The organism is Lederbergia lenta NBRC 16444 (assembly GCF_001591545.1).
Classification (GTDB): Bacteria; Bacillota; Bacilli; order Bacillales; family Bacillaceae_C; genus Lederbergia; species Lederbergia lenta.
Genome location: NZ_BCVC01000001.1, coordinates 605,356 through 617,365, shown reverse-complemented (window position 1 = coordinate 617,365; position 12,010 = coordinate 605,356). Strand labels below are relative to the sequence as shown.

Annotated in this window: 11 protein-coding genes; 1 reads left to right on the top strand and 10 read right to left on the bottom strand. The window is 35.7% G+C overall.

The features are described 5' to 3' along the window. Positions 1–129 precede the first annotated feature (129 nt). The 8 genes from BLE01S_RS02720 to BLE01S_RS02685 all read right to left on the bottom strand — a co-directional run bounded on the left by BLE01S_RS02720 (position 130) and on the right by BLE01S_RS02685 (position 9,022). Positions 130–1,506, bottom strand: coding sequence for an extracellular solute-binding protein (locus BLE01S_RS02720; RefSeq protein WP_231955905.1), 1,377 nt, complete (start codon positions 1,504–1,506; stop codon positions 130–132). 83 nt (positions 1,507–1,589) lie between these two features. Then, the gene (locus tag BLE01S_RS02715) at positions 1,590–2,444 is read right to left on the bottom strand and encodes a carbohydrate ABC transporter permease (protein ID WP_111703428.1); all 855 of its coding nucleotides are present in this window, start codon (positions 2,442–2,444) and stop codon (positions 1,590–1,592) included. Between the two features lie 19 nt (positions 2,445–2,463). Then, a complete protein-coding gene (locus BLE01S_RS02710; RefSeq protein ID WP_066137051.1) occupies positions 2,464–3,372 on the bottom strand; it encodes a carbohydrate ABC transporter permease in 909 nt (302 codons plus the stop codon). 299 nt (positions 3,373–3,671) lie between these two features. Next, positions 3,672–4,463: a sugar phosphate isomerase/epimerase family protein gene (locus tag BLE01S_RS02705; protein ID WP_066137049.1), complete on the bottom strand. Its 792-nt coding sequence runs from the start codon at positions 4,461–4,463 to the stop codon at positions 3,672–3,674. A gap of 121 nt (positions 4,464–4,584) precedes the next feature. After that, positions 4,585–5,433, bottom strand: coding sequence for a sugar phosphate isomerase/epimerase family protein (locus BLE01S_RS02700; RefSeq protein WP_066137047.1), 849 nt, complete (start codon positions 5,431–5,433; stop codon positions 4,585–4,587). 153 nt (positions 5,434–5,586) lie between these two features. Further along, positions 5,587–6,414, bottom strand: a complete 828-nt coding sequence (locus BLE01S_RS02695; protein ID WP_066137045.1) for an aldo/keto reductase — start codon at positions 6,412–6,414, stop codon at positions 5,587–5,589. Between the two features lie 140 nt (positions 6,415–6,554). Next, positions 6,555–7,541 carry a Gfo/Idh/MocA family protein gene (locus tag BLE01S_RS02690; RefSeq protein WP_066137043.1) on the bottom strand — a complete coding sequence of 329 codons (987 nt, stop codon included), beginning with the start codon at positions 7,539–7,541 and terminating at the stop codon, positions 6,555–6,557. Positions 7,542–7,840: 299 nt separating this feature from the next. Continuing rightward, positions 7,841–9,022 carry an MFS transporter gene (locus tag BLE01S_RS02685; protein WP_066137040.1) on the bottom strand — a complete coding sequence of 394 codons (1,182 nt, stop codon included), beginning with the start codon at positions 9,020–9,022 and terminating at the stop codon, positions 7,841–7,843. Positions 9,023–9,699: 677 nt separating this feature from the next. Here BLE01S_RS02685 and sda point away from each other — a divergent pair. Beyond that, positions 9,700–9,834: a sporulation histidine kinase inhibitor Sda gene (gene sda, locus BLE01S_RS20290; RefSeq protein WP_082788554.1), complete on the top strand. Its 135-nt coding sequence runs from the start codon at positions 9,700–9,702 to the stop codon at positions 9,832–9,834. Positions 9,835–9,906: 72 nt separating this feature from the next. Here the strand turns inward: sda and BLE01S_RS02680 are convergent, their stop codons facing one another. After that, positions 9,907–11,286: an LLM class flavin-dependent oxidoreductase gene (locus tag BLE01S_RS02680; RefSeq protein ID WP_066137038.1), complete on the bottom strand. Its 1,380-nt coding sequence runs from the start codon at positions 11,284–11,286 to the stop codon at positions 9,907–9,909. Positions 11,287–11,331: 45 nt separating this feature from the next. Beyond that, positions 11,332–11,889 (bottom strand): NADPH-dependent FMN reductase, encoded by a 558-nt coding sequence (gene ssuE, locus BLE01S_RS02675; protein WP_066137036.1) that lies wholly within the window; start codon positions 11,887–11,889, stop codon positions 11,332–11,334. Positions 11,890–12,010: the final 121 nt, after the last annotated feature.

Here is a 12,010-nt window from a genome sequence, read left to right as displayed (position 1 = left end):
ATTGATAATAAATCTTTCACACTTAATGATTAACAATACAATCGGCAAACTATTAAAAGGGGCTTAAATTATATCCTCTACTTTTATATTAAAAGCACAGCATAGGTGTGATATTCAGCATTCATTTAGTTATCGGTTTTTTACCCAATCAGTACTTTCTGCTTGAGCTCTGTCTAACGCTTCTTGAGCACTTCGTTTACCAGTTAAAGCTGACTCGATTTCTGCCTGTAATATAAATCTAGGTTGCGATGATCCCCACGGATATCTAGGTGTCAAAGGTGTACTCATCGCTTTAAAAATTGGATTCATCAAATGGTCCACTTCTTTAACACTGTCCCATTCAAATGCTGACTTTACAGCAGGCATTAAGCCTTGCTCTTCATAGATGAATTTTTGTACGAAATCACCAGTAGCAAATTTCATCCATTCCCATGCCAACTCTTTGTTCTTACTATTCTTAGCTATTGCAATTGGGCTACCAGCGAACAACCCACCTTTACCTTCATCATTTTTAAATTCTTGGGAGAGAGCAATACGATCCTCTAATCCTTGGGCGTAAGTTTGCTTTACAAGATCACCAGGTCCCATATTTAATGAGATAGCAATATTATTATCTTTTGTTAACCACTTTTCATTTCCTTGATTACTCATAATACCCTCTGGTGCATATTCCTTCATTTCAAGTAACCAATTTAATCCTTTTAGCATCTCAGGCGAATTGAAATTAAATTTCACTTCATCCCATGCAAAGCCTTCTCCCCAATTTCCATTCTGACCTTCGGCAGCATTCACCAAAGTAAAAGCACTAGACCAATCTCCTCGAAAGTAAACACCATAGTTTCTCTCTCCAGTTTCAGGATTAGTACCTGTCATCTTTTGAGCCTTCTCCATTACCTCCTCCATCGTTGGATTATCAGATAAATATTCTACACCCCATTGATCAAACAGAAGCTTATCATAAGCAATAAATCGTGCATCCCCTAGAAAAGGAAGACCAAAAATTTGCAGATCAGTTTCATCTGGTCCTAATGCTTTCCAGCCATCGACTTGATTATCTATAAAGCTATCTAGATCAAAATCACTATCTTTGTCGATGTAAGATTGTAGCGGCTCCATAACACCTTGTGCCGCAAAGTCAGCTATGCCAGGCATTTGATACACATCTGCCTCACCTGAAGTTAGCATGGCTTGAGTTTTTTCAACATATCCTTCCCAAGGCATAATTATAAATTGTACAGTTGCTCCAGGATAATTTTTCTCAAATTCTTTCTTTAATACATCTATTCCTTTCACTTTCTCACCCGTAATTGGATCAGTTCCAGACTCCATACTAAAATTACCAATCATCTGAACCTTAAGTGTTTGTCCTTTCCATTCGCCACTTGCAGTCTCAGAATTATTACCACCTGACTCAGATTTATTACACCCTACTAGTCCACCCATTAAAACCAATATACAAACTAATATTAAATAAGTGTTCTTATGCATAAGCCTCTTAATCATCATTTTCCCCCCTTATAGATAACGCCTTCAAATAAAGTTCTGACTTTCTAATTCATTTCAACTCTACATATTTTGATTGATTCTAACTACTCCCCCTTTACTCCACTTAACGCAATACTTTGTATAATATATCTTTGTAAAAATAAATACACAATAATAATAGGTACAATACTAACTGTTGCTAATGCCATTGTTAATCCCCCTAGATTGGTACCATTTTCAAGCGAAAAACTTGCTAAATAGAGGGGCACAGTGTGCAATGCCTGATTATTAAGAACTACTAGTGGCCACAAAAAATCATTCCAACTCCAAATAAAAGACAAAATTACCATCGTCGCAGCAATTGGTCCAGCCAACGGAAAATAAACCTTAAAGAATATTTTGAATTCCCCAGCGCCATCTATTTGTGCTGCTTCACGTAAGGTATCCGGTAGCTGATCAAAAAACTGTTTGCATAGAAATAATAAGAATCCATTTACTAATGAAGGTAAAATTAATGGCCAAAAAGTATTTAATAAACCTATACTATTAAACAACTTATATAACGGAATTAAACGCGGCTCAATAGGAATCATTAAAGTTGCTAATACTATTAGAAAAAGTAATTTCTTTCCTTTAAACTTACCTTTCGAAAACGCGTATCCTCCTAAAAGTGCAGATGATACAGTTATTAAAACAGAGCTAATCGTTACAATACCAGAATTTAAATATGCTTTAAAAATCCTCCCGTTTTCAAATATAATTCCATAATTAAAAGAAGACACATTCTCTGGTATTAATCTTGGTGGAAATGGCATTGTAACATTTGCTGTTCGGTCAAACCCCACACTTATCATCCATGCAAACGGAGTCATAAGTATACATCCGAAGATTAATAGTATGATAAGTATAATGGCGTTTGATAAACGCTGTGATTGTTTCATTGTCATGGATCTTGCCATCGTATACCTACTCCCTATTTTATATTTTCATCTTCGAAATTTTTAGATTAATAAACGTAAAAACAAGAATGATCATAAACATAATATACGTTGCTGCAGACGCAATCCCAAATTCAAAACCAGTAAATCCTCGTTCATAGATGAAAGCTCCCATTGTTTGTATAGAGCGGGCAGGACTTCCACTAGGACCTCCTAATACGTAAACTTCGTTGAATCTTTGTAAAGCACCTATCCATCCGGTAATAAGCAAAAAGGCAAATGTTCCCGACATGTTTGGAATTGTAATAAACATCCATTGTTGAATACCACTTGCTCCATCGATTTTTGCCGCTTCATACATTTCAGAGGATATCGATTGTAAGTTGGCTAAACAAATAATAATAACAAAGCCAATCCAATGCCAAATTGATAATAAAATTACGGCCCACTTTGCTGTCGACGGGTCTGATAACCATGTAGATGTTGGCAGACCTAACTTAGCAAGCACAAAGTTCATAATACCCATTTCTGGATGAAGAACAAAAGCAAATATCATTGATGCAGCAACAATCGATGTTACATTTGGCAAAAAGTAAATTACCTTTAAAATGTTTTGCCCCTTCGACACTAAATTAATCAAAGATGCAAAAATAAAACCTAAAGGAACAGTGATACAAATTTGAAATATGCCAATATAAAAGGTATTCCATACTGAGTTCCAAAAGTCGCCTGATGTTAGTACTCTTTTAAAATTATTAAGTCCAGTAAAGGTTTCTATTGTTCCATTAGAGTTATAGAAGCTTAATCTTAAAGATTCAAAAATGGGATATACCATAAAAAGTAAGATTCCTAATAAGGTCGGAAGTAAAAAAATATACCAAATATACTGTGATTTATTACGTTGTTTCTTTACATTCCTTTCTACTTTTAAATTAAGTTGTGCCTGCATTGCTGTATTCCCCTCTCTCTTTAAAATCTCCCCTTATTGAAAGCGCTTAATCTTATTAACAAAAAAATTTGTTCCTTGTTAAACACTTATTAATTATAATACTATACCAATATTTCGAATTTTCTATATGACTGGTCTTGCTGAATTATATGTTTTCCTTTACTCTAATTGCTCTTTGTTATTCTAATGTTCATTAAACTTTATAAACCTCCGATACAATTTTAGGGAACTATACCATCTACGGGATATCTTGTATAAAAATTTCTAGTAACAACCATACTTTTTCATATCATTCATTTTTATTCATATTCCCGTTGCACCGTATGGGAGCTGAAACATGCCTTAAGATACTCTCTTGCGCCAGTTAATTCATTTTGAAAATCATTCCACTTACACTCAATTGAAACACGACCACTGTAGTTCGCTCGTTTTAAATCATCAACAAAGCGTTCATACGGGTAGTTACCTGTCCCGGGCGCCAAGCGTCCAGTATCCGCTACATGAACATGTTTCAAATACTTTTGCGCTAAAACCATATTTTCTAACGATTCATTTTCCTCATCCATATGATAAAAGTCTGCTAACACTTGAATAGATTTACGATTTATTAACTCTGCGAAATCCTGTGCTTCACGCACACTGTTGATCATATTACTCTCTTTTTTATTTAAAGGTTCAATCACAATTGTAAGATCTAATGGTTCTGCGTAATCAGCAACCAAATTTAGAAACTGTAACATTTGATCTTCCGCTCTATTGTGAGAAAAACCACTTGGAATCGTTCGAGCCCCACCACTTCCAAATACAATCGTATCAGCTCCAATTTGTTTAACCCGAGCTAGTGCCTTTTCTATATATGTTTTTATCCTGTTATGATTGACGGTTTCGCCAACAATTTTCATGTCTCCTGGTAAAAAAACATTACATACTTCAATTGGAAGGGGGGTGTTTTGATATCTATTTAATACTGATCCGAATTCATTATCACTTTTTTCAGGTTCTAAAGATATCACCGTACATTCTATAAAATCAAATCCTGCTGCATGTATATTTTCAGCTTGGTCAATATTTGCACAACATCCAAATTTCATATCTCACCTATCCTTTTTTTATTTTTAATCATGGCAGTCATCCATATATGTTTATTATGAACTCCCCTATGTATCTATTTTAGATAGACGCATAAATAAATTATGCGTCTACTACATACAACTAATTTATTTCAGCAGAAGCAAAAACCTGTGCGAACGCCTTCCCAGACTTTTCTGCTAAAACTTTGTTCGATTCTCTTAAAGGTTCTTTTGTTAGAATTTCCTGCACAACCGGTCCTTTATAACCAATTTTATTCAGCGCTTTCAAAAAGCCCACTAAATCAATCACACCTTCACCTGGATATAAGCGATCATTATCTAATACATCTTCGATTGGTATATCTTTTGCATCGTTGAGATGAACATGTGTAATTTGTGATGGTTGTAAAGCAATAAGATCCTCGTATGTTTCCTCAGCTGTATACCAATGATAGCTATCTAGTAATAAACCAACATTCGGCTCACCAATTGCCTCTATCCAATCAAGAGTAGAGTGCAGATCCCAAATGAATGGGTTTTTCCAAGTTGTTCTTAAGTGGTGAGGTCCAACATATTCAAGACCAAGATTCACTCCATATTCTTTTAATATTTGTGCACATAATCTTAAGCGTTTCGTCGCTAAAGCCATAAAATGTGCTGCATTATAATCTGTAGCTGGAAGAACATATGTACAGCAGCTTGTACATCCAAACTCAGCAGCTGTTTTTGCATCTTCTACCAACGTCCCTAAACCCTCTCTAAACTGTTCTTCTGTTTGTCTCCACTCAACAGCTAACCCAATCGAACCAATTTTCACTTGATGCTTTTGTAAAAACGCTTTCGCTTCCTCTAACCCTTTTTCTCCAATAAAATCTCTTAATTCCTGCCCTGATGAATCAATGACACCAAACCCATTATCTGAAGCAAGAAGTACAAGTTCCTCTACATTTTTCACTTCGCCAATCCCTGCTGTGCTTAATCCTTTAATCATTTTGCAAATTTCCCCCTATAATAAAGTCCAACTCTCTCTTCCTTTTCGATAAAACTATCTAAAATCCTTCTTCTTATTTCATATAAACCTTCATTAAATATTTACAGAATAATTCTGATACACTTTTTTCGACCCATAACTATGAATTACGTATTAATATGTCCTATTATCAGGATCGGCGCCAATCCGCCTATTTCGATTTAATCCATTAATCCTGTTCACATCTTCAGTAGTTAATTCAAAATCAAAGATATCAGCATTTTCGACGATTCGGTGCTCCTTAACAGATTTTGGAATCGTTACAACTTGATTTTGTATATTCCATCGAAGAATTATTTGAGCAGGTGTTTTGTTATATTTATCTCCAATTTCAATCAATAACTGATTATCCAAAAGTTTTCCTTGCATAAGGGGAGACCATGACTCTATTTGTATCCCATTCTTTTTACAATAGGAGCGTAAGTCTATTTGTGATAATAACGGATGAAATTCTATCTGATTAACCATTGGCTTTATTTCCGCATCTTTCAATGAATCTAGATGGTGAACATGGAAATTACTTACTCCGATAGCTCTAACTTTCCCATCTTTATAAAGCTTTTCCAACGCTCTCCACGTATCTGTATACTTCCCTGGCACTGGCCAATGAACTAAGTAGAGATCAAGATAATCTAAACCAAGTCTATTCAAACTCTCATCACAAGCCTGTAAAGTTGATTCATATCCTTGGTCATCATTTGCCACTTTAGAAGTAATAAAAATCATTTCACGTGACAGCCCAGAATCTCTAATTCCTTTACCGACACCTTCTTCATTCCTATATGCCGCTGCGGTATCAATACTGCGATATCCATAATTAAGGGCTGTTTTTACGGCATTCATTACTTCGTTACCATCTTCCACTTTCCATACACCAAGACCGAACCATGGCATTTCTACTCCATTGTGTAGAACTGTTGTATCTTGTAAATTTTTTATCATTCTGTAATCTCCCCTTCTTTATTCTATATATAACTTTATATCATAGCGCTTGCTCGATTTTCTCTGATTTACCCCTCTTTACTTATGATCAATGGATTTCATTTATAAGAAAATATATTTATACTATTTCAATTGAGCGACTAAATCAAACTTGATTTACCACTCTTTAATGGTTCATAGCCTGCAGCTTCATAGATCATTTCTGTTAGCTTGACTACTTCCTTAGCAAATTGGCCTGGTACCATGACTTCGTGTTTACCAAGGATCGCATCAATAAAGCTTTTATCTTGATTCGTTGTCTGCTCCGGAAGCTTTGGTATAATTGGTTCTTCACCTAGTCTGCGGATAGTGACTTTTCCATTGTCGTAGAAAATACCTCCGTTATCCCCACAGAATATATATGTTTCATGCCAACATGGGGCGTAACCAACAATATTTAAACCGGCGACAACATTATTCTCAAATCTTATGGATGTAAAAGAATCTAGTTCAACAGGTGAATGGTGTTGTTGCATTTGAGTCGTCACTTTTTCTGGAGATAATCCAGTCGTCCATAAAAGCACGTCCACTATATGACTCCCTGAATCCATTAACATTCCGCCCCCAGATAAAGCTGGTTTTTGACGCCATGATCCTGTTGTTCCTTGTCCCCATTCTTGATAAAGTGAGGCGGTTACGGAAGTTAACTTTCCAATCTCTCCACTAGCAATCGCATCGCGGATAAATAAAAACTCAGGTTGAAAATGACGTTGATAGGAAACTTGAAGAACTTTTTTCAACTTTTCCGCAGTGTCGATTAATTTTTGTGCCTCCTCTTCGGAACAGGCCATCGGCTTTTCAAGCAAAACATGGCAACCACTAGACATCGCATCCATCGCTTGCTGAAAATGAAGTGTATGTGGTGAACAGATGACTACAGCATCAAGTTCTGTATTTTCTAGCATTTCCCTATGTTCCACAAACTGTCTAACTCCATCTAAGTGATAGTCTGAAATGATACTCTCTCTATTATCTGTACTTGGATCTGTAATCGCACAAATTTCCACATAATCTAACTCCGTTAATTGCCTTGCATGCCAATGAGCAATTCCTCCAGTTCCAATTATTCCTATACGAATCTTGTCCACAACTCTCCACCCCTAAATAATCCTACTTTCAATAGAATTATATATTTATACAGCATTCACCATTTCAAAGTATATGCAAGACTTTCCTTTATATGCTTTAAATTAGTAAAACAGCAACAAGAGACAATATGGGCAATAAACATATTAATAGGGATTTTATTAGTAATTCTTTGATTGAATATCGTTTGTATAAACGTCTTCCTTTAAGAAATCTGTTAAGAGTCACTTTGTTTTTCAGGTAATTCAGTGAGTACAAAAGAATTAATAACCTGCTATTATTTTCTAGACTTATTGGAGATTCACTGGGATAAGGAATTGTTATTAAGCTTTATACTACTGTTTGGCAGCCACTTGTATGCTAAAATAGATCCAATAAAACTTAATCCACCAATCATAATAAAACCTGTTGAAAGACTTACCCACTCTCCAATCCACCCTGCGATAAAAGGTCCTCCAAACATCCCAAGTGAATATAATGACTGAAAAAAACCCATAGCGGAGGCCCTTCTTTCTTCATTTACTGATTGAATGGCTAGCCCCATCAGCACAGGCATCATTAATCCTTGCGCAAAACCATTAAATGCCTGAGTAATTATTAGTAAAGTAAAGCTAGTTGTAAAAGGCAGAATGATCGTGCAAGTCGCAGCAACTAAAAACCCAAGCAAAACAGTTTGCCTTTCACCAATTCTTCGAACAAAGAAACTTCCACTCATGTACCCAGCTATTGCATTTGGCAAGGTAGATAATAAAGTTAAAATACTTAAACCAGCATTGGACGCTCCTAAGGCTACTGCATGTAGCGGTGTAAAACCAAACATAGTTGTAAACGTGATACATTGGACGATAATAGCTAGTAATGAAACTGATAATAATAACTTTTCCCCGCCCATTTTCATAAGCTCTTTCACTTCAACGGGTTTCTTTTTAACCTCGGTCTGCTTCTCCACAAGTTTCAAAGCAAGAATTAAACCTATGAGTCCAACCAGAGCTCCCATATAAAACGGAGCACTCCAACTAATATAATCAGCTAAAAATCCACCAATTGTCGTAGCAGCCATCTGCCCAATACTTGTATAGAAACTAATGATTCCCATTGCTTTTGGTGCCTCATCAGGCTCAAAATAACTTGCGAATAAAACTGTAAATGCCACCCAGCTTGCAGCAGCTATACCAGCAAGTGAACGAAAACCAAAAATCATCCAAATATTTTCGGTCCATGCTAAACCTAAACTGCTTAATACCGCACAAGCAATTCCTGTAATAATGAATATCCTGCGCTTACTAATCCGGTCTGACCAAATTCCTAACGGAATACGAACAAGAAGCTGAGTAAAACCGTAGCTCCCAACTACTAGACCGATCATAAAAATAGATCCACCAAGATGTTCTACATATAGGGAGAGTATTGGGACATAGGTATACATCGAAAACCAATACATCATTGTCACTGCATAAAACAATACTTTTCCAGATGTTTTCATAGAAACACTCCTACAACTTTACAAATCCCTATCTTAAACAATAAAAGAAGAAAGCTAATTCCAAATTCGGAAAGCTTTCCTTATATTTTTAACAAACCTTACATAATTGTGTAAAACCTTAATCGATTTACCTCTTTACTGCACCCTCAATAAGACCAACAGCGGAAATTTATTGTGATGTTTCATTTGAACCAATAACAAACATCTTATATATTGGAATTACAGAAAAGATAGTAATCATAAATGAGAGCGATAAAGTTAATAACCCTTATAGGTAGCGCTTACATTAAATTGTGACGTCTCTTGAAATTTTATACTTTTATAAGAATTGCTTGCTCCTTAGAATAGATACATTTCTGATAGTATGTACACGCGTACATCTTCTCAAATATTTTTATAACTGTCAACCTATTCTGATTAATTTATTTCCAAAAAATACACTTCTGAAGTGAGCCCTTTTATTATTCTTCCTTTTTTGTATAAGCAGAAATTAAAAACTATCAATAACTCTTGCAGACTTTATTCCGACTACGGTGGGCTATGAAGCTTATTAAATATTGTTCAATATTTCCTTTTTTTTGCATTACACATTTACACTTAACAACTATTCATATGTTTAAATACATTCAGTATTGGATATTAGTATTATGTTAGTGAAGGAGGATTAGAAAGCTTATATGAAGCAACTTACAAATAAAGAATTATTACATACATATGAGAAAGCAAAGAGATTGAAAATTGATCAAGATTTTTTACTGATCTTAGAAGGTGAATTAAAAAGGCGGGATTTATTAACAGTAAAAAACGATTAAAAGCCTAATTAGCCAGGCTTTTAATCGTCAGAGTTTATAATTACATTCAACAACGAAATTGTCTATATCTTATTAAATCGGTTGCTTCACCTTACTGTACTTCTTTCCTGGGTGATGTGCTGGCAGCTGATCACCTTTTGCAAATAAGTTATCTCTTAAAGTGGTCCCTTCATACTCTTTAGGTACACGACCTCTTTCTTGCAAAACTGGAACGACATATTCTGCAAAATCTTTAAATGTGCCTGGTGATATTGCATAAGCAATGTTAAAGCCGTCGACACCTGCTTCTTCTATCCATTCTTCAAGAGAATCAGCTATTTGTTCCGGTGTGCCGACCACGGCTGTTCCCATTCCACCAACTCCGATTGACTTAGCAATCTCTTCCACTGTCCACTTTTTATCCGGATCTGTTTTTGTAAAACTTTCTAAAGTCGACCGAATCGCATTGTTTTCTACATATTCAAGACTCTCATTAAGATCATAGCCAGCTAAATCTACGCCCGTCCATCCTCCAAATAGAGCAAGTGCCCCTTCATAACTAATATGTTTTTGATATTCTTTATATTTTGCCAGTGCTTCTTCTTCTGTTCTACCAATTACCGGAGTTACCATGGTAAGAATTTTTATTTCGTCCGGATTACGACCTGCTTTTGCTGCATCCTCACGTAACTTTTTTACCGTATGTTTAGCCGCATTAATTGTTGGTGCTCCGATAAACACTAATTCAGCATTTCCAACTGCAAAACTTCTCCCTTTCTTTGAGGCACCAGCTTGGAATAACACCGGCGTACGCTGTGGGGAGGGCTCTGATAAATGTGCACCAGGAATTTTATAATATTTCCCTTCGTGGTTAATGTCATGTACTTTCTTAGGGTCAGTATAAATACCATTTTCTTTATCCACCTTAACTGCATCATCCTCCCAACTGCCTTCCCAAAGCTTATAACAAACATCTAAATATTCGGATGCAATATCGTAACGTTCATCGTGACTAATTTGTTTCTCCTGCCCAATATTTAAGGCAGCACTTTTTAGATAAGAGGTAACGATATTCCAGCCAACTCTTCCTTTTGTTAAGTGATCAAGCGTAGACATTCTACGTGCGAAAGTATAAGGATGTTCATGACTGACTGATGCCGTTACACCAAAACCAAGATGTTTAGTTACTGCCGACATAAGCGGTACAACAAGTAGCGGGTCATTCACCGGTGATTGTGCTCCTTGCCGAATAGCAGCATCTCTTGATCCATTATATACATCGTAAGTCCCCAATACATCAGCAAGAAATACCGCATCAAAACGTCCTTTTTCTAAAATTCTAGCTAACTCAATCCAGTATTCACTATCTTTGTATTGGTGGGACCGGTCTTCTGGATGCGTCCATAGGCCAGGTGATTGATGACCAACACAATTCATTTCAAATGCGTTTAGATATATTCTCTTTTTCCCCATAATACTCATTCCCCCTAATATAAAGTTCTCTGCATTTTCCCTTGCTTAAATTGTATAATGCGTCGGGATCGATCTGTTTTGCATATGAATAAATTCAATAAAGTAATCTAGCTGTTTTAGCGTTCTTTGCAATGTATTTTCATCTAAAATGGGAATCTCCTTCTCTTTGTCAATCTGGCTATCTATTAAATATACTCCTTTTAAATTATGACTTTTTAACGTTGCAAGTAATGGTTTAAATGCATATTCTAGTGCTAATAAATGAGAGCTACTTCCACCGGTCATTAATGGAAATACAGGCTTTCCTTCTAATACATCCTGTGGAAGGATATCAATTAACGTTTTTAATACACCGGAATAAGCAGCTTTATATACTGGAGATCCGATAATAACACCTTTTGCATTTCTAATAAGAGATGCAATATTTTCAACTATTGGGCTATCAAACTTTGCGAAAAATAAATCTTCGTGTGGCACATCGCGAACTGAAATATGTGAAACCCGGATGTCTCTTTCCTCTAATAATGTTCCTAAATATTTCATAATGCTTTCCGAACTGGAGTTTTCGAATGGACTTCCTGACAGAATTATAATTTCACTCATAATCATCCTCTTCCCTTTTTAATAAGTGTTCATATTTTTTTGGAAATTACTTCAAATAAATTATTTCTATAAGTTTAGTTGGATTTAAACAAAGCATATTGCCTATTATTCCCTGAAAATG